Origin of the sequence: Nocardiopsis sp. NPDC101807, from assembly GCF_044766605.1 — a bacterium.
Taxonomy (GTDB): domain Bacteria; phylum Actinomycetota; class Actinomycetes; order Streptosporangiales; family Streptosporangiaceae; genus Nocardiopsis; species Nocardiopsis tropica.
This window is the reverse complement of sequence record NZ_JBIWMK010000004.1, coordinates 324521-342335: the sequence shown is the minus strand read 5'-3', so window position 1 is coordinate 342335 and position 17815 is coordinate 324521. Positions and strand designations below refer to the sequence as shown.

Sequence of the window (17815 nt, the reverse complement as noted above, 5' to 3'; positions counted from 1 at the left end):
GGGGGGCGGTTCGCGCCCCCGGGGGGGGGGGCCGGGGGCCGGGGGGGGGCCCCCCCCGGCCCCCCCCCCCGCGCGGCGCCCCCCCCCCCCCGCGGGGGGGGCCCCCCCGGGCCCGGCGCCGTCTGCGGACGGCACGGGGCCGGGGGGCCGGGGGGCCGGGGCGTCACAGCTCGACCGTGCCGCCGCACCGCCAGTACCGGGTGCGGTCGCGCTCCATGAACCCCTCGTCGACCAGCCCCCTCCGGAGCGCGGACACGTCGGCGCTGAAACCGCGCAGGACCGTGTTGACCTCGTCCACGCTGTAGCGGACCCCCGGCTCGAAGGCGCGCGCGACCCGGTCGAGCAGGACCAGCCGGGCGGAGCGGCGGACGGGGATCGCGGTGATCCGCCCGTCCTTCATGCAGGAGCGCAGCACCTCCAGGCGCTCGTGCTCCGGCAGGGGTCCGTCCAGCACGCCGCGGGCTCCTCTCAGCGGCCGACCAGCAGCATTCCGTGCACCACCGTCTCGACCCGGCGCGCCGCCTCGTCGGGGTCGATCGGCTGGAGGGCGTAGGAGACGGTGAGCCGCACGTTGACGTCGGCGACCGCGTCGGCCACGGACGGGTCCAGGTCCGGGCGCCGCCCGTTCAGCATGGCGGCGATCCGCTCCCCCAGGACGTCCAGCAACGGGGCCGAGCGGGTGGTGAGCACCGGCAGGAGGTCGCGGTCCCCGGTCACGACGGCGTGCAGCAGGGGGCTGTCGCGGGCCGCCCTCAGCACCAGCCGGGTGGCCCGGCTGACCACGTGGGCGGGGTCCCCGTCCTCGGCGTCCAGCAGGAGCACCACGCGGTCCAGCAGTGCGTTGACCTCACGCACCACGATGGCCTGGAGCAGGCCCTCCTTGCTGCCGAACACGTTGTACAGGGTCTGCCGGGAGACCCCGGCCGCCGTGGCGATGTCCGCCATGCGGCGCTCGGCCCAGCCCCCGGAGACGACCTCCGCGCAGGCGGCGTCCATCAGCCGCTCCCGCGCCGGGACGCCCTCGGCCCGCGTCCGCCCGCTCACCGTGTCCATCCCCCCATCCTCCCATCCGCGGCGGTGCCCGGCCGTCCCCCGCGGGGCCCGGCGGAGGCCGGAGCGCCGGGTTTGGCCCCCGCGGGGCTCCGCTAACACTCTGATCACGCGCGTGTGCCGCTTTGGCCATGTTCGTGCCGGGGAGGGTAGCGTTACCGGCCATGGCGTCCTATGACGATGATCTGCGGCTGGCCCACGTGCTCGCCGATGCTGCCGACGACATCGCGCTCAAGCGCTTCCGAGCGCTCGACCTCGTCGTCGACACCAAACCCGACCTCACCCCGGTCACCGAGGCCGACCGGATGGTGGAGGAGACCCTCCGCGGCGTCCTCTCCCGTGCCCGGCCCCGGGACGCCGTGGTCGGCGAGGAGTACGGCCGCACGGGCAACAGCAACCGGGTGTGGGTCATCGACCCCATCGACGGCACCAAGAACTACGTGCGCGGGGTCCCCGTGTGGGCGACCCTGATCGCCCTCCTGGAGGGCGACCGGCCGGTGGTGGGCGTGGTGTCCGCGCCCGCGCTGTACCGCCGCTGGTGGGCGTCCAAGGGCGCCGGCACGTGGCAGGGCCGCAGCCTGTCCAAGGCGACGCGCTGCCACGTGTCGAAGGTGCCGGACCTGTCGGACGCCTCCCTGAGCTTCTCGTCGCTGACCGGCTGGGAGGAGCAGGGCCGGCTCGACTCGTTCCTCGGGCTGACCCGGTCGGTGTGGCGCACCCGCGCCTACGGCGACTTCTGGTCGCACGTGATGGTCGCCGAGGGCGTCGTGGACGTCTCCGCCGAGCCGGAGCTCTCACTGTGGGACGCGGCCCCGCTGCCGATCATCCTGGAGGAGGCGGGCGGCCGGGCCACCGACCTGCGGGGTGAGGGCTTCGAGGACGGCGGGCCCCTGGTGTGCACCAACGGTGCGATCCACGACCAGGTGCTGACCTGGCTGAACGGCGGCCCCACACCGCTGCGCCGGAGCTGAGCACCCCTCCCACACCGCCCACCACAATCACATAATGCGCTCACTCGAACACGTTACGTAGTAACGTGCGTCGTGTGCTGACCACGAAAACCCTCGGGACGGCCCTGTGCGGGGCCGCCGTCCTGCTGGTCACCGCCTGCGGCGGCGGCCACGGGTACAGCCCCGAGGAGCTCAACGAGATGATCGCCGACGCCGTGCGCACCTCGGCCCGGGACGGCGTGGGCGGCCTGGGCGTGCCCGACACGTCCTTCGACCCGACGACGTACATGTGCGCCCCCGCCGTGGACGCCCCGGACACGGACTCCTGGCGGACCGAGGCGCCCCGCTCCCCGACGGAGCGCGGCGAGGCGGTCGAGCTGGGCGTCCTGGTGCCCGCGGACGCGGGGGCCTCCTCCCTGACCGCCTCCGTGATCGGGCCGGGCGGCGAGGCCGCCACGGCCGGGGCGGAGGCCGTCCCCGGGGAGTGGAGCCGTCTCAGCTACCCCGACGACTTCGACACGGGGGCCGAGAGCGGCGTCCACACCGTGGTCTGGTCCGACACGGACTCGGGGACACCGCTCACCTGCGACGGCTTCGAGGTGGACTGACCCCCGGGCCACGCCCCGAGGCCGCGGTTCCGGTCACACCGGGCGAAAAACTCCGACAATCCGAAATTACCGCCGTTCGGGGTGAACCGAACCCGCCCTTCCCTGCGATGGCTCTGATGAAACCCCGCTGAACGCGGGCATCCCGGCGCCGCCGTCGCGGCGTCGGCCCACAGACACCACGGAAGGGGCCGAATGCTGCGTTCCCTCATAGCCGGGATCGTGCTGGCCTTCGCCGGTTCTCGGGCCAACGTGGCCAGGACCATCCTCTCCTGCGCGGGCATCGTCGTCGGCGTGGGCGCGCTGGTCCTCGTGGTCAGCGCCAGCGACTTCGGCCAGCGGTTCGCCACCGCCTACAGCGAGGCCAACGCCGGCCGTCCGGCGACCCTCGAGGTCAGCGTGTTCGAGGAGACCATCACCGACCGCGCGGCCTTCGAGGAGGACCTCGTCCGCGCGGGCGGCCGGGACGTCTCCCTCTACCAGGCGCCCGTGGAGCCGCCCGCGATCCGCTCGGGCGACACGGTGGTCACCGAGGCGAGCTTCACGGGGGTCGACCCGTCCCTGGGCGACATCCGGCGGATGAACATGCTGGAGGGCCGCTGGTTCACCGACGCCGACACCGGATCCCTCGCCCCCGTGATGATCGTCAACGAGGAGCTGGCCGCCGCGATCGGCGACCTCGCCCAGGTCCAGGTCGGCACCGACCACTGGATGGACGTGCGCGTCATCGGCGTCCTGGAGAGCTCCGCCCTCGACTCCGGCTGGTACAGCGCGTACATCCTGCGCTCCCCCGCCTCCGAGGGACTGATCTTCGGCTCCGGCCCCTCCGAGGAGGAGGAAGAGGCGGAGGCGATGTACGCGATGGGCGTCCCCACCACGTACCAGGTGCGCATCGACCCGGAGGACCCCGCCGCGGACGACCCCTGGGGGGAGGTCTTCACCGAGCGGCTCGGGTCGGCGTCGTGGCGCTGGGGCGTCGAGAACCGCGAGTCGCTCTCGTCCTACCGCTCGGACTACGCGGAGATGACGAACGAGGCCATCACCTACCTGTCCCTGGCCCTCATGGGCATCGCCGCCATCACCCTCACCACCGGCCTGCTCGGCGTGCTCAACGTCGGCCTGGTCACCGTGCGCGAGCGCCGCCGCGAGCTGGCCACCTACCGGGCCCTGGGCGCGAGCCGGTTCACCCTGTTCGTGGCCGTGGTCATGGAGTCGGTCGTGGTGTCGCTGGTCGCCGGGGTCATCGCCATCGCCGGGTGCTGGGCGGTGCTGGCGGTCGGCGGGGCGGTCCTGGGCTCCTTCGTCCAGCTGCCGGACGACATTCCGCTGAACATCCCCCCGGCAGGGGTACTCGTCGGCCTGGGCAGCGCCGCGCTGGTCGGGCTGCTGGCCGGGATCATCCCCGCGATGCGGGCGCTCGGCGCGTCCGTCGTCGCCGGACTCCGGGAATAGGAGACACACGTGAAGAAGTGGATCGTCATCGGTGCGGTGCTGGTCGTCCTCGGAGGACTGGCCGGCACCGGCTATTTCCTGCTGGGCCGCCTGGGCGGGCCCTCCGACGAGATGCTCATGGACCCGAGCGCCATGGACGTCGGCGGGGTGCCGGTCGAGGTCGAGATGGGCGCGATCAGCTCCGTGATGGTGCTGGACGCCGTCGTCGAGGCCGAGCCCGGCGAGGCCGTGAAGGCGCGCGGCGGCGGGACCGTCACCCACCTGTGGGTGGCGGACGGCGCCGAGGTCGAGGAGGGCGCGCCGATCGTCAACGTGAGGGTGCAGGCCGAGACCGCGCCCGCGCCCGGGGACGGCGAGGGGGACGCCCAGGCCCCGGCGACCACGGAGACCACCCTGTACGCGCCGACCGGCGGCACGGTGTCCGGACTGGACGACGTCCTCGTCGGCGACGTCCTGGAACCCGGGGCCGCGGTCGCCGAGGTCGCCCCCGACCAGTTCCGCGCGGTCGCGTCGATCCCCGCTAACGACCTCTACAGGTTCTACGAGGACCCCGAGGACATCATGCTCAAGATCGACAAGGGCCCGCCGGCCGACGCCTGTGAGTTCCTGTCCCTCGGCACGGGCGGCGGTGGCGGCGGAGAGGACGCCGGAGGCGAGACCGGCGAAGAGGGGGCCGGCGGTGACGGCGGCAGCCTGCTCACCTGCCGTGTCCCCTCCGACCTCCAGGTGTTCGACGGGGTGCGGGGCCAGCTGTCCGTCACCACCGGCGAGGCGGAGAACGTGCTGGTCGTCCCGGTGACCTCCGTGCGCGGCACCTCGGAGGAGGGCGAGGTCGTGGTGGTCTCCGGCGACGGCTCCGAGGAGGTCCGCGAGGTCCGGCTCGGCATGTCCGACGGCTCCTTGGTCGAGGTCACCGAGGGGCTGGGCGTCGGGGACATGATCATGGACCCGGTGCCCCTCGACCCCCGGTTCGACGTCCCCGGCGCCGGGGACACCGAGGAGGACCTGATGGGCGAGGAGGGCTAGATGTCGGTCCACGTACCGGCCCCGGAGGCCGGATCGGCCCCGCCGGACCCGGCCCCCCTGCTGAGCGTGGAGGGGGTGGCACGGCACTTCACCGTGTCGGGGGACCGCATCGACGTCCTGCACGACTGCACGTTCCGGGTGCGGCGTGGGGAGGTCGTCGCGATCGTCGGGCAGTCCGGCTCGGGCAAGTCCACCCTGCTGAACATCCTGGGCCTCCTCGACAAGCCCAGCGGCGGCTCCTACACGTTCGACGGCGTGGACACCACGGCGCTCGGCGAGGGGCGCAGGTCCTGGCTCCGGGGCGAGGGCATCGGCTTCGTCTTCCAGCAGTTCCACCTGCTGGAGCGGCGCACCGCCCTGGCGAACGTGGCGGTGCCCCTGGTGATCGCCGGGGTCCCCCTGCTGCGCCGCCGCGCCCGCGCACGCGAGCTCCTGGAGTCCGTGGGCCTGGGGCACCGGCTGAACTCCGAGCCGCACCAGCTGTCCGGCGGCGAGCAGCAGCGTGTGGCCCTGGCGCGCGCGCTGAGCCGCGACCCCGGGCTGGTCCTCGCCGACGAGCCCACGGGCGCCCTGGACGCGGCCAGCAGCACCATGATCATGGACCAGCTGCTGGAGCAGGCGAGGATCCGCGACTCGGCCGTGGTCGTGGTGACCCACGACCCCAAGGTGGCCGCCCGGGCCGACCGCGTCGTCGAGCTGGTGGAGGGCCGTACCCGCTGACCTCGCGGGAGCCCGGGCGCGATCGCGCCCGGGCTCCACCGCGCACGGTGAGGGTCCGCATACGAGAAAACACCGGGTGGAATTCCACCCGGTGTTTTCCTCGGTAGCGGGGACAGGATTTGAACCTGCGACCTCTGGGTTATGAGCCCAGCGAGCTACCGAACTGCTCCACCCCGCGTCGTGATCTCTATTTTAGGGCTTGTGACCCCGGGTGGCAAATCGGTTTTCCGTGAGGACGACCGGTGAGATCCCACCCTGTGGCCTTCCGGTTTCCCGTCTGGCCTGTGACCACTCTACCAGGCTTCTCTTCCCGGTCGGGCCACTCAAGCGCGCCCTTCCGGGCGTGTTCCCCGAAATCCACCGAAACGGTAATTCCGAGAAAAGCACCGGACCCGGGATTTCTCCCGGGTCCGGGTCTTGGTAGCGGGGACAGGATTTGAACCTGCGACCTCTGGGTTATGAGCCCAGCGAGCTACCGAACTGCTCCACCCCGCGTCGTTGTGTTCACAGACTAGCGTGCCCCGGCCGATAACCCAAATCAGCGTTCCGGGACGCGGGCGCCGGCGTCCGCGGCGTCCCGCGGGGCCCGCACGAGGACGGGGCGGGGCCCGAAGGCCCCGCCCCGCCGGTGCGCCCCGAGAGGGGGGCGGACCCGGTCCTACTCGTTCATCTGCTCCTCGATGGCTTCCAGGGCCTCGCGCAGGCGGTCGTTCGCCTGCTCGTTCGACTCCTGTGCCTCCTCCCAGGCCTCCACGGCCTCGTTGAGGGCGTCGGTGAGCTCCTGGTCGGAACCGCCCCCGCCGCCACCGCCGCCGGCCTCGTTCTCCTCAGGGGTCTCCTCGGGCGCCTCCTCGGGGGTGCCCTCGGCGCCCTCGAAGAGGTTGCTGAGCGCGTCCGGCAGGTTGCTGCCGATCGCGACCTCCTCACCGAAGCCGACCATGACCTGCTGGAGCAGCGGGAAGGACGCGCTGCCGCCCCCGCCGGCCTGCACGTAGAGGGGCTCCACGTAGAGCAGGCCGCCCGCGAACGGCAGGGTGAGCAGGTTGCCCCGCGTCACCTCGGCGTTGGACTGCTCCAGGGGCAGCAGGACCTCCCGGACGTCGGCGTCCGCGTCGAAGGCGTTCTGCACCTGTCCGGGACCGAAGATCACCGTGCTCCGCGGCAGTTCCAGCAGCTTGAGCTGCCCGTAGTCCTCGGAGTGCGGATCGCTGTCCACCGCCATGAAGGCCGCCAGGTTCTCCCGGCCGCGCGGCACGAACGTGCTGGTCAGCGAGAAGCTGGCCTCGTCGGCGCCCGGGTACTGGATCGTCTGCCGGTAGGGCGGCTCCGGCGCCTCGGTACCGCCGGTCGGGTCGTTGGGCACGGCCCAGAAGTCCTGGCCGCCGTAGTAGGCCGCGGCGTCCGTGACGTGGTACTCGCGCATGATCTCGCGCTGGACCTTGAACAGGTCGTCCGGGTAGCGGACGTGGTCGATGAGCTCCTCGCTCATCTCGTCCCGGCTCGTCACCGTGCCCGGGAAGGAGTCCATCCAGGTCTGGAGGACCGGGTCCTCCTCGTCCCACGCGTACAGGGTGACGGTGCCGTCGTAGGCGTCGACGGTGGCCTTCACCGAGTTCCGGATGTAGTTGACCTCGTTGCCCGGCAGGGCGCCGACCTGCTGCGCCGAGCCGTCCGTGAACGTGTCCGTCACCGCCTGGGTGAAGTCGATCCGGTTGGCGTACGGGTAGCCGTCGGAGGTGGTGTAGGCGTCGACGATCCAGACCACCTTGCCGTCGACGACCGCCGGGTAGGGGCGGCTGTCCACGGTGAGGTACGGGGCGACCCTCTCCACGCGGTCCAGCGGGTCGCGCTCGTAGAGGATGCGCGAGTCGCCGGTGATGGCGCTGTTGAGCAGGATGTTCGGTTCCTGGTACTTGATCGCGTACAGGATCCGGTCGAAGAAGTTGCTCAGCTGGACGCCGCCGCTGCCGTCGTAGCGGTTGTAGGCCTGCGAACCGCTGGGGTCGGCCTCCTCGTCGGTGCCCTCGGTGCCGTCGCCGCCCTCGGCGGGCGGGTCCTCGTTCGTGGGCTCCGGGCTCTCCTGGGTGTCCGCGTCGCCCGGCGCGCGGGCCTCGTCGGGGGCGGGGCTGACCTCGGGCTCGACCGCGTCGTCCAGGGTCGGGACGTCCGCGGTGTCCTCCTCCGAGTCGAGGGGGTAGTCGTACTCCTCCTCGGCCTGGACGATGACGTACTCGGCGCCCTCGCGGCCGTAGTAGATCCGCGGCTGGTACTCGCCGACGACCTCGCTCAGCTCGCCCCGCGGCGGGATGTTGTACTCGGTGAAGACCGGCCGGCCCTCGGCGTCGATGTCGCTGCCGGTGGCGGCGACCATGCCGTAGCCGTGGGTGTAGATGAGGTGCCGGTTCAGCCAGTTGTCCTGGTCGTCGGGCGGGCCGTCCAGCTCGCGGACGGCCACGATCGTGTCGATCAGGTTGCCCTCGGCGTCCGGGTAGCGGTCGACCTCCAGGACGTCCGGGAACTGGTAGAAGCCGCGGACCTGCTGCATCTGCTGGAAGGTCTGGGACACGACGGAGGGGTCGGCCAGGCGCACCTTGGTGCCCTGGGACTCCTCGACCAGGTCCTGCGCGCTGAGCTCGGTGGTGGCGTCGTAGGGCTCGACCTCGGCGTCCGTGATGTCGTACGCGTCGCGCGTGTACTCGATGTTGCGTTCGATGTACGGGCTCTCCAGGCGCTGCTCGTTGGGGTTGACCTGGAAGCGCTGGACGATCTCGGGGTAGGCGACGCCCACCAGGACCGCGGAGAGCACCAGGAGCCCGAGGCTGGCCATGGGGACCATGGTGTTCTTGAAGTAGATGTTCGCGAAGAACAGCACCGCGCAGATCACCGAGATGACGGTGAGGATCATGAGGGCGGTCTTGACGGCGTTGACGTCGGTGTAGGACGCGCCGAAGGTGTAGCCGCGCTCGGAGAAGACCAGTCCGTAGCGGTCCAGCCAGTAGGAGCCCGCGCGCAGCAGCACGAAGAGCCCCAGGAGCACCGACAGGTGCACGCGGGCGGCCGGGGTGGCGCGCTGGCCGGTGTCGTTCTGGAGCCGGACGCCGCCGTACAGGTAGTGCACGATCACCGCGGCGATGAACGCCAGGATGACGGCCGCGTACAGGTAGCCCAGCAGGATGCGCAGGAACGGGTAGGTGAACGCGAAGAACGCGACGTCCATCCCGAACTCGGGGTCGTTCACACCGAAGTCGGTGCTGTTCGTGAACTGGAGGTACGCGCGCCAGTCACCGCTGGCGGCGACCCCGGCCAGGAGCGCCAGGGCCCCGACGGCGATCCAGAAGAAGAGCTTGCGGTGCGGGTCGATGGACTGCCGGTAGCGGTCCAGTCCCTGCTGCTCCAGGCTCATCGGCCGGATGCCCGGCCGGGAGCGGTACGCGAAGTAGACGCTGGCGCCGACGATGACGGCCATCACCAGGCCGGCGACGGCGAACAGGAGCACGCGGGTCCACAGCTCGGTCAGGAAGACCGAGGTGTAGCCGACGGAGCTGAACCACTTGTAGTCGGTCCAGAAGTTCGCGGCGAGCATCAGCCCCGCGATGATGACGACCACGGTCGCCGCGACTGGCGCGAGCAACCTTGATCGGCGAGGCATACGCGCAGGTGGTGCGCCGGGCGATCGGAAGCTCACGCCTCCCCCTCGTTCTGGCTTGGTAGGTGCGTTCGGAGCGCGTGTGGCGCCTTGTTACTGAAAACTTAAATGGTGGGTGCCGGGTTCCCGAAATCACCCTCACGCGGGTGACAAGGCTGCATCGTTGCTGTATCGGAGTCGCATCCGGGAGGCCCCGTTGCGACCCTACTGTCCGGGAACGGGGGCCGCGGGGTTCCCACATCGGTCACTATGGAAACGTGTCGAACATTCGCGAAGCCGTCATGGACCTCGAACGCCACACCGCCGCGCAGGGCTGGGACCGGCCGCTGGGGCTGTACGCCCTGGTGCCGACCGCCGAACTGCTGCGGGCCGAACCGGCGCTGGCCGATCTGCTGGGGATCGGCTCCCCGGCCGATCCCGACGAGTTGACCCCGGTCGAGCAGGAACCGCTGCCCGACGACCTCCCCCTGGAGGAGGCGCTGGGGCGCATCCTCTGGCCCGAGGGCGTGGCGGGGTGCGCCCTGGTCATGGAGCGCCTGGTGGTGAAGGGCTCGGACGAGACCCTGGCCGCCGGCGAGGACCCGAGCGCGTCCGGCCGGGAGACCGAGGAGATCCGCATGGTCGCGGGTGTGATGCGGGACGGCTCGCGGCACTGCGCGATGCGCATGCGCAGCCACGACAGCGAGTCCGAGGTGCTCAACGGCGCGGACCTGATCCCGGCGCTGACCTCCGCGCTGGCGCTGACCCTGGACCTGGAGGAGGACCCGGACGGGGAGTGACCCCGCGCCCCCGGCCGGGCCGTCCGACCGCGGCGGTCAGGGGCGCGGGGCGGCTCCGGCCGTGCCCGCCCCGCGGCCCCTACTCGCAGCGGGGGAGGTCGTCGCCGCCGCCGCGGATGGTCTCCAGGGCGTCGACCGCGTCCGTGAGGGTCTCGACGCGCACGACGTCCAGTTCGCCGTAGGCGGCCGACTGCGCGACCTGGGAGCAGCTGTCCGCGGCCACGAGGAAGTACTCGGCGCCGGCGCGCTGGGCGCTGACCATCTTCTGCGGGATGCCGCTGATGCCGCCGACCCGGCCGTCGGAGGTGATGGTGCCGGACCCGGCGACGTCGACGCCTCCGGTGAGGCCCTCCTCGCTGAGCCGGTCCATGATCCCGAGGGCGAACATCATGCCCGCGCTGGGGCCGCCGATGTCGCCGATCGTGATGTCCACGTCCACGGGGAAGTCCATCTGGTCGGAGATGAGCACGCCGACCGCGGCGCCGCCGTCCTCGCCCTCCGTAGTGGCGATCTCCACGTCGACCGTCTCCCCGTCGCGCTCCAGCGTGAGCCCGACCGGCTCTCCGGGCTCCCGCTCCCCGACCCGGTCCACGACCGCCGAGCTGCCGACGGCCTCCTCCGAGCCGTCGCCGCTCACGGTGGGGACGTCCGCGCCGTCCACCGCGAGGATGACGTCGCCCTCCTCGACCTCCCCGTGCGCGGGCATGCCCTCGACGGTCCCGTTGACCACGGGGACCGCCTCGTACTCCATGCCGAGCTCGTTGAGGGCGGCGGCCGTGGCGCTGGTCTGGGAGTCGTTCATCTGCACGGTCTGGCGCTCGCTGACCTCCTCGGGCGTGCGCCCCGCGGGGAACAGCAGCTCCTCGGGGAGGACGGCCTCGGTGGGCGAGAGCCACGCGGTCACGACGCCGAAGAAGTTGAGCCGGTGCTGGGGTCCGCCCGCGTACTGGACGGTCACCATCGACAGGGAGCCCTCGTGCTCGTAGCTCTCGGCCCCGCCGATCTCGATCACGGGCCCCTCCTCTGTCTCCCCGACCGTGTTCACGGTGAGGCCCGGGGCCGCCACCAGGTAGGGCAGCGGGAGGAGGAGGCTGCCTGCTCCGAGCCCGACGAGAAGGGCGAGAGCGACAACAAGGGTCATGACACGACGAACCATGCGCACAGCTTATGGCCGACGGCGGGCCCGGTGCGTTCGTCCCCGCCCCGGTTCGTCCTGGCCCGCCGGGGCGGGGTCCGCGGACGCTCCCGGTGGGCCCGGCGCCCGCGCAGGTCCGCGCGGCCCCGGAGAGGTCCGCGGAACACGGCCTACGGCCGGGGCTCGCCCACCCACTCGCCGTCGCCGTCGCTGAAGGCCTGCTGCTTCCAGATGGGCACCTGGGCCTTGAGGTCGTCGATGAGCCTGCGGCAGGCGGCGAAGGCCTCCTGCCGGTGCTCGGCGGCGGCGGCCACGACCACGGCGAGGTCGCCGATCTCGAGGTCGCCCACGCGGTGCGTCGCGGCCATCCGCACGACCGGGCGGCCGGGCGCGGACGTGTCCGCCAGGACCTTCTCCATGACGGAGCGCAGCTTGGCCTCCACCGTGGGGTGCGCGGTGTAGGACAGCGCCGCGACGTCACGGCCGTGGTCGTGGTCGCGGACCGTCCCGATGAACACGGCGGTGCCGCCCGCGCGCGGGTCGGACACCGCTGCGAGCACCTCGTCCACCGACAGGGGGGTGTCGCGTACAGACGCCAGAGTGATCTCTTCCACGGTCCGACCGTACCAATCGGGCGTTCCCCCATGTCGCGGCGGGAGTGCGCGTTCCGGGCACGTGTGCGCCCGGACGTGCACCGCCCCCGCCTCACCCGCCCTTGCGTTTGCGCAGGTGGCGAATGGCGGCGGCGGTGCCTATGGCCGCGGCCGCGGCGCCGGCCGCCCCGGCCGCGGTGATGGTGACCTCCTTGCGGCCCAGGCTGCGCCCCACGAGGGCGTGCTTGCCGCTCCTGGACTCCAGGAGGGCCCGCAGGGCCGACTCGTTGTCGTGGCCGGGCTTCCAGCCCGCGTCGCGCAGCGCGGCGCAGTCCACCACGCACGGGTAGACGAGGAACTTGAGCTCCCCCTCCGCGGCGGGGGTGATCCTGGCCTGGTGGAGGCGCCGTATCGCGCCGAAGGCCAGGTTGGCGGGCACCTCGAAGTGCTTCATCCCGGCGACCGCCTCCACGTCCTCCTGGGTGAGGGAGCCCTCGCTCGCCACGGCGACGACGCCGTCGGGGCCCTCCACTCCGTGCAGGGCGCAGAAGGCCAGGGCGTCGGCGAGGTCGTCCTCGTGACAGAACTGCCAGTGCTGCCTGTGCCCCTTGACGGTGAGCAGGCGGGGCGCGGAGAAGTGGCGGCTGAGCAGGGTGTCGAGCCCGGGGCCGACGAGCGGTGCGGGCCTCACCACGGTGACCGTGAGGCTGGGGTGGGCCCGGCGCGCGCGCTCGGCCAGGGCCTCGATCTCCGCGAAGTCGCCCATCAGCCCGTCGCCGTTGTCGGAGACGCGGGTGGCGTTCTCCGGGAGCGGCACGGGGTTGTCGGCGGCGGCGCCGTAGACCATGGTGCTGGTGACGAGGATGACACGCGGGACCCCCGAGGCCGCCGCGGCGGTGAGGACCGTCTGGGCCGCGCGGATGTTGTGCGCCCGGCGCTGGGCCGGTCTGGTCTCCAGGGAGCGGTCGTCCGCGGTGTGCACGAGCACGTCGACCCCGTCGAGGCGGGACACCAGCCCCGGGTCGCACACGTCGGCGATGCGCCATGTCACACCGCGCAGGTCGGCGAACTGCTCGTCGATCGCGACGATCTCCCGGGGGGCCGTGGAACCTTCCGGCGTGGCCAGGCGTTGCACGAGGAGCCGGCCCACTCCGGACGCGGCGCCGGTGACAGCGACCACCGTGCCCGCTCCTCCGGAACGGCTGTGCTCTGGGCGAACCTGGCTGCTTTCGGTATTCACTCCGGGCGACTCCCAGCTAACGTGACAGTGGAGACCAAACCTAATCCTGCCTGAGGTCTGATGTGAGCGACCTGCCTTTCGGTTTCAGCATGCCGAACGATCCCGATGACGAGTCCGGACGCCGATCTGGCGACTCCGGCTCGGGTGCCGGCAGCGGCCGCCCGGGCGGAGGGGACTCCGGAACGCCGGACGGATTTCCGTTCGGCGACCCGCAGCAGATGGCCAACATGCTGCGCCAGTTCGCCGACATGATGTCGGCACAGCCCGGCCCCGGCCCCGGGGGCGGCGGCAGCGCGCCGTCGTCCGGGGTCAACTGGGAGATGGCCAAGGACGTGGCACGGCAGACGGTCGCCCAGGAGGGCGACCCGAGCGTGCCGGTGTCCGACTACGCCAAGGTCGAGGAGGCCCTGCGCCTCGCTGACCTGTGGCTCGACCAGGCTACCGACCTCCCGTCCGGTGTCCAGACCGCCCAGGCCTGGAGCAGGTCGGAGTGGGTCGAGAAGACGATGGAGTCGTGGGTCCAGCTGTGCGACCCGCTGACGAGCAGGACCGTGCGCTCCATGGGGCAGAACCTGCCCGAGGAGATGCAGTCCGTGGCCGGCCCGCTGCTGGGCATGATCCAGCAGATGGGCAGCATGATGGTCGGCCGCCAGGCCGGCCAGGCGGTCGGCGAGCTGTCCCGCGAGGTCGTCGGCACCGCCGACATCGGGCTGCCGCTGGCCGGAGAGGGCAACGCCGCGCTCCTGCCGGGCGGGGTCGAGCGCTTCAGCGAGGGCCTGGAGGTCCCCGCCGACGAGGTGCGCCTGTACCTGGCCGCGCGCGAGGCCGCGGTGCACCGCCTCTACGCCCACGTGCCGTGGCTGCGCTCGCACGTGTACCGGCTCGTCAGCGAGTACGCGGACGGGATGTCGTTCGACGTCAGCGGCCTGGAGGACAGGCTCGGAGAGATCGATCTCACCAACCCCGAGGCGCTCCAGGAGGTTCTGGGCGGCGCGGGCGGCGAGAGCCTGCTCCAGCCCGAGGACACCCCTCAGCAGAAGGCGGCCCTGGGCCGCCTGGAGACCACCCTGGCCCTCATCGAGGGGTGGGTGGCGACCGTGGTGTCGTCGGCGGTGTCCGAGCGCCTGCCCCAGTCGGACGCGCTCTCCGAGGCCACCCGCCGCCGCCGGGCGACCGGCGGCCCCGCGGAGCACACCTTCGCCGCACTGGTCGGCCTCGAACTGCGCCCGCGCCGCCTGCGCGAGGCGTCGGCCCTGTGGTCCGCCCTGGAGGAGGCGCGCGGGATCGAGGGTCGGGACGCCGTGTGGCAGCACCCCGACCTGATGCCGACCGGCGAGGACCTGGACGACCCGGACGCCTTCGTCAACGGCGGCGGGGAGTTCGGCGGCGCCGACTTCGACATCTCCTCGCTGACGGGCGACGCCCCGGGGGCGGGGCCCGACCGCGGGGGCGCCCCGGAGGCGGACGGCTCCGAGGACGACGGGGACGACTCACGCGGGAAGGACTCCTAGGTGTCACTGCACGACGACGCCAGGGCGGTGCTGGGCGCGTGGACCGCGCCCGACGCCCGGCAGGAGGAGCTGCGCCGCTCCTACGTGGAGCACCTGGACGGGCACCCGGACGGCATGTGGCGCGCCTGCCTGCCCGGCCACGTGACGGCGAGCACCGCCGTCATCTCCGCCGACGGCTCGAAGGTGGTCCTCACCCTGCACCGGATCCACGGGAAGTGGTTGCAGACGGGGGGCCACTGCGAGCCGGACGACGCGACGCTGGGGGCGGCCGCCCTCCGTGAGGCCGTCGAGGAGTCGGGGCTGCGGGACGTGACGCTCCTCCCCTCCCCGGTCCGGCTGGACCGGCACAGGGTGCCCTGCGGCGGGGGCAGCTTCCACCTGGACGTGCAGTACGCGGCGGTCGCCCCGGCGGAATCCGTGCTGGTGTGCGACCCCGAGGAGTCGGCCGACCTGGGATGGTTCCCCGTCGACGACCTGCCGGAGCCCACCGACGACTCCGTGCGCGACCTGGTGCGCGCCGCCGCCGGAGCGGTGGCCGCGTACCGCGGCGCCGCGAGGGCCGCGGACGCCTGAGCCCGCGGACGCCCGGGGCCTGCGCCTCACCGGGACTGCGCCTCCCGGCGCGGAGGGTCTGCCCGACGCGCGCCGCAGTCCCCGCGGACGCGTTCTGCGGGCTCCGGGCGCGCGGGGCCGTGCAGGCGGGGGTCGTGCGCATGACGGTCCTGGGGGCGGTCCGGCCGGGTGGGCTCCGGGCGCGGGGCCGTGCCCGCGGCGCCCCGTCCGCCTCCGGACCGCGCCTCCCGGCGCGGGGGCTACTCCTCCAGGGCGACCTCGGCGATGCCCAGTTCTTCCACCTCGTCCGCTTCCCCGTCCTCGTCGTGGTCGCACGCTTCGGTCCGCGAGGCGGCGCTGAACCCCTCCAGGTACCCGCGTGCGCGTTCGGCCCGGGGATAGCGGCGCACCAGGGCCCAGAACTCCCGTCCGTGGTGGGGGATGGACAGGTGCGCCAGCTCGTGGACGAGGACGTAGTCGACCACCCAGGACGGCATCCCGGCGAGGCGTCGGGAGATGCGGATCGTACGGGTGTCGGGGGTGCACGAGCCCCAGCGGGCGTTCTGGTTGTCGACCCAGCGGACGCTGTCGGGGAGTTCGGCGCCGCCGAGGTAGCGGCGGGCCAGTTCCAGCGCCCGGTCGCGGAGCTCGGTGTCGCCGGGGTGCCGGCGCCCCTCCCGGGCCTCCAGCCGTTGCAGCATGCGGCCCACCCAGCGCTTTTCCTCTGCGCGGGAGAACGTCGCGGGCACGAGGACGACCGTGGTGTCCCCGTCCCTGTAGGCCGACACCGTGCGTCGGCGACGAGGACTGCGTCGTACCTCGACTTTGGTGTTCGAGGGCACGAACTTTACGGTAGCCGAGACGAGAGCTTCCGCACAGATATGCCTTGTCCCGTTATGTCATTGATTTCCCGTGATCCCCGGAACGCGGGAACCCGCCGGAAATCACGGCCCCGACGCGCGTTCCGCCCTGACCAGCGCGGTCCGGACCTCGTCCGAGAGCACACAATCGGCGTCCGCGAAGCCCTCCCTTCGCACGAACGAGACGAAAAAGAGACCGGACGGTTACCCTTCCCGGGGTCCCGTCCGGTCTCCGACCGGCTCCGTGATCACCTCGGGGCGCTCAGCGCCCCGTCATCCCGCCGTACCGCCACGGGTCAACACAGGCGGGACCACGCGAGTTCCATGAGTGCCCTTTCGGCACGGCGCTCCTCCCGCTGACGGGCGCGCATCACACGGGCCGTGAGCCGTCTGCTCTGCATCTCACGGGTCTCGACGTCGCTCTGTTCGGCAAGGCGCAGGAGTTCCATCAACATCATCTGTCTTCGTCCTTCGGAAGTTCTCGGGGTTGCGGGTGGAGTTCGGGCGAGGCGTCAGGCCGCGACCGGGGCGGGGTTCTTCCGGGGGCGGCCCCTCGGGCGCTTGCGCGCCACGACCTGACCGGAGACGAGCAGCTGCCCGCCCCACACGCCCCACGGCTCACGCCGCTCCAGGGCGTCCGTCAGGCACTGCTCCCTCACGGGACAGGCGCCGCAGACGGCCTTCGCGGCCTCGACGTCGGCGGGGGCCTCGGCGAAGAACAGGTCGGGCTCGAGGCGGCAGGGAACTTCGGTGTCGCCCATCCAGGGCGTCTCCAGGACCGACGCAAGCATCGGTGCCCTCCAAGATCTTTGATCGTTTCGTACAACGCGGTCGGTGATGGTCACCGGAACCGGTCCGGTGAGGGACCTGGACTTGCGATGCCGCCGCCCTCTTCCCTCGTCCCTGGGGGACGGGGATCGGACGGAGATACAAAGAAAGCCGCGGCCCCTGTGTCGGGGTCCGCGGCCACGGTCGAAACTCTCGGCCCGTGTAGCTCTAGGCCGGAATCCTCCGTGGACACTCCCCCGATGCGCCATAGAGGCGCCGGGTAGCTTCAGCGTGTTCCGTCATGCGCTTGCCTCGATCAAGGGCGAGCTCAGGATTGGCGGGCACACCACTGCCGTTGCCGACACCGGTCGGGACGACCGGGGACACCATCGACAGGCCGTGGGACGAGAAGGTCCCCCACCCGTCGCGGTGGTCCTTGGCGCCGTGACCGACACCGGTGGTGATGAACTCGCCGGACATGGCGAGGACGCCCGCGTGACCGCTCTCGGCGGTGCCCGCGACAGCCGTCAGGGACTGCTGACGGGACGACACGGCGAAGCCAGCGATGAATCCGGTGGTCTGCGTGGAGTTCGTCATTTGATGGGGCACCTCCTTCTGAGTCGGGCGGCAGGGTCTTCCACCTGCGCCTGGCGCGGTCATTGCGACGAAGTACAGACTATGGGGTGCCCAACGAAGACGGCAACCCATTTTTGACCTGGGAAAACGTCCGCATCCGGCCACCGGGGCCGGGGAATTGCGCGGGGCCCGGGAGCGTTACCGGACGGCCCGGCGGAGCCTTCCCCGAGGGGCCCGGGAGACGGCGCGGGCCCCGCCCCCCGGCGGGGGCGGGGGCCGCCCCCCGCCCCCCCGCGGGGTCCGGAACCCCGAAGCGCGTCGGGCCCGCCCGCGGCGGCCCCGCCGCGGCTCA

Annotated in this window: 18 protein-coding genes and 2 tRNA genes; 8 read left to right on the top strand and 12 right to left on the bottom strand. The window is 72.3% G+C overall.

All coding sequences use genetic code 11. The annotated features are described in order from the left end of the window. Positions 1 to 163 precede the first annotated feature (163 nt). A complete protein-coding gene (locus ACIRPH_RS14475) occupies positions 164 to 454 on the bottom strand; it encodes a DUF2087 domain-containing protein (protein ID WP_402913999.1) in 291 nt (96 codons plus the stop codon). Between the two features lie 14 nt (positions 455 to 468). Beyond that, positions 469 to 1053: a TetR family transcriptional regulator gene (locus tag ACIRPH_RS14470; protein ID WP_402913997.1), complete on the bottom strand. Its 585-nt coding sequence runs from the start codon at positions 1051 to 1053 to the stop codon at positions 469 to 471. A 161-nt stretch (positions 1054 to 1214) separates the two neighbouring features. Between ACIRPH_RS14470 and hisN the strand changes: the two genes are divergently transcribed. The 5 genes from hisN to ACIRPH_RS14445 all read left to right on the top strand — a co-directional run bounded on the left by hisN (position 1215) and on the right by ACIRPH_RS14445 (position 5803). Then, positions 1215 to 2021 carry a histidinol-phosphatase gene (gene hisN, locus ACIRPH_RS14465; RefSeq protein ID WP_402913995.1) on the top strand — a complete coding sequence of 269 codons (807 nt, stop codon included), beginning with the start codon at positions 1215 to 1217 and terminating at the stop codon, positions 2019 to 2021. A gap of 74 nt (positions 2022 to 2095) precedes the next feature. Further along, a complete protein-coding gene (locus ACIRPH_RS14460; RefSeq protein ID WP_402913993.1) occupies positions 2096 to 2608 on the top strand; it encodes a hypothetical protein in 513 nt (170 codons plus the stop codon). A 192-nt stretch (positions 2609 to 2800) separates the two neighbouring features. Then, positions 2801 to 4057, top strand: coding sequence for an ABC transporter permease (locus ACIRPH_RS14455; protein WP_402913992.1), 1257 nt, complete (start codon positions 2801 to 2803; stop codon positions 4055 to 4057). Between the two features lie 9 nt (positions 4058 to 4066). Then, positions 4067 to 5083 (top strand): HlyD family efflux transporter periplasmic adaptor subunit, encoded by a 1017-nt coding sequence (locus ACIRPH_RS14450; RefSeq protein WP_402913990.1) that lies wholly within the window; start codon positions 4067 to 4069, stop codon positions 5081 to 5083. Beyond that, positions 5084 to 5803 (top strand): ABC transporter ATP-binding protein, encoded by a 720-nt coding sequence (locus tag ACIRPH_RS14445; RefSeq protein ID WP_402913988.1) that lies wholly within the window; start codon positions 5084 to 5086, stop codon positions 5801 to 5803. A 104-nt stretch (positions 5804 to 5907) separates the two neighbouring features. Here the strand turns inward: ACIRPH_RS14445 and ACIRPH_RS14440 are convergent. The 3 genes from ACIRPH_RS14440 to ACIRPH_RS14430 all read right to left on the bottom strand — a co-directional run bounded on the left by ACIRPH_RS14440 (position 5908) and on the right by ACIRPH_RS14430 (position 9410). Then, positions 5908 to 5981 (bottom strand) — tRNA-Met (locus ACIRPH_RS14440). 240 nt (positions 5982 to 6221) lie between these two features. Continuing rightward, positions 6222 to 6298: transfer RNA gene (locus ACIRPH_RS14435), tRNA-Met, on the bottom strand. A gap of 163 nt (positions 6299 to 6461) precedes the next feature. Continuing rightward, the gene (locus ACIRPH_RS14430) at positions 6462 to 9410 is read right to left on the bottom strand and encodes a UPF0182 family protein (RefSeq protein ID WP_402914803.1); all 2949 of its coding nucleotides are present in this window, start codon (positions 9408 to 9410) and stop codon (positions 6462 to 6464) included. A gap of 296 nt (positions 9411 to 9706) precedes the next feature. On the opposite strand from ACIRPH_RS14430, the gene ACIRPH_RS14425 reads away from it, so the two are divergent. Beyond that, a complete protein-coding gene (locus ACIRPH_RS14425) occupies positions 9707 to 10228 on the top strand; it encodes a PPA1309 family protein (RefSeq protein ID WP_402913986.1) in 522 nt (173 codons plus the stop codon). Positions 10229 to 10307: 79 nt separating this feature from the next. On the opposite strand, the gene ACIRPH_RS14420 is transcribed toward ACIRPH_RS14425, so the two are convergent. The 3 genes from ACIRPH_RS14420 to ACIRPH_RS14410 form a co-directional block, all read right to left on the bottom strand. After that, a complete protein-coding gene (locus ACIRPH_RS14420) occupies positions 10308 to 11369 on the bottom strand; it encodes a PDZ domain-containing protein (RefSeq protein ID WP_402914800.1) in 1062 nt (353 codons plus the stop codon). A gap of 164 nt (positions 11370 to 11533) precedes the next feature. Further along, positions 11534 to 11977 carry a molybdenum cofactor biosynthesis protein MoaE gene (locus ACIRPH_RS14415; protein ID WP_267948265.1) on the bottom strand — a complete coding sequence of 148 codons (444 nt, stop codon included), beginning with the start codon at positions 11975 to 11977 and terminating at the stop codon, positions 11534 to 11536. 91 nt (positions 11978 to 12068) lie between these two features. Then, the gene (locus ACIRPH_RS14410) at positions 12069 to 13136 is read right to left on the bottom strand and encodes an NAD-dependent epimerase/dehydratase family protein (RefSeq protein WP_402913984.1); all 1068 of its coding nucleotides are present in this window, start codon (positions 13134 to 13136) and stop codon (positions 12069 to 12071) included. A 122-nt stretch (positions 13137 to 13258) separates the two neighbouring features. Here ACIRPH_RS14410 and ACIRPH_RS14405 point away from each other — a divergent pair, with 122 nt between their 5' ends. Together ACIRPH_RS14405 and ACIRPH_RS14400 are read left to right on the top strand one after the other, a co-directional pair. Beyond that, a complete protein-coding gene (locus tag ACIRPH_RS14405) occupies positions 13259 to 14707 on the top strand; it encodes a zinc-dependent metalloprotease (RefSeq protein WP_402913983.1) in 1449 nt (482 codons plus the stop codon). Beyond that, a complete protein-coding gene (locus tag ACIRPH_RS14400) occupies positions 14708 to 15280 on the top strand; it encodes an NUDIX hydrolase (protein ID WP_402913981.1) in 573 nt (190 codons plus the stop codon). It abuts the gene before it with no gap. A 239-nt stretch (positions 15281 to 15519) separates the two neighbouring features. Here the strand turns inward: ACIRPH_RS14400 and ACIRPH_RS14395 are convergent, their stop codons facing one another. The 4 genes from ACIRPH_RS14395 to ACIRPH_RS14380 form a co-directional block, all read right to left on the bottom strand. Then, on the bottom strand, positions 15520 to 16101 hold the full coding sequence (locus tag ACIRPH_RS14395; protein ID WP_402913979.1) for a M48 family metallopeptidase: 582 nt from the start codon (positions 16099 to 16101) through the stop codon (positions 15520 to 15522). Positions 16102 to 16415: 314 nt separating this feature from the next. After that, positions 16416 to 16577 carry a hypothetical protein gene (locus ACIRPH_RS14390; protein ID WP_402913977.1) on the bottom strand — a complete coding sequence of 54 codons (162 nt, stop codon included), beginning with the start codon at positions 16575 to 16577 and terminating at the stop codon, positions 16416 to 16418. Positions 16578 to 16631: 54 nt separating this feature from the next. Further along, complete coding sequence (locus ACIRPH_RS14385) at positions 16632 to 16910, bottom strand: WhiB family transcriptional regulator (protein WP_267948260.1); 279 nt, start codon at positions 16908 to 16910, stop codon at positions 16632 to 16634. A 205-nt stretch (positions 16911 to 17115) separates the two neighbouring features. Beyond that, the gene (locus tag ACIRPH_RS14380; RefSeq protein WP_402913975.1) at positions 17116 to 17484 is read right to left on the bottom strand and encodes a hypothetical protein; all 369 of its coding nucleotides are present in this window, start codon (positions 17482 to 17484) and stop codon (positions 17116 to 17118) included. Positions 17485 to 17815 lie beyond the last annotated feature (331 nt).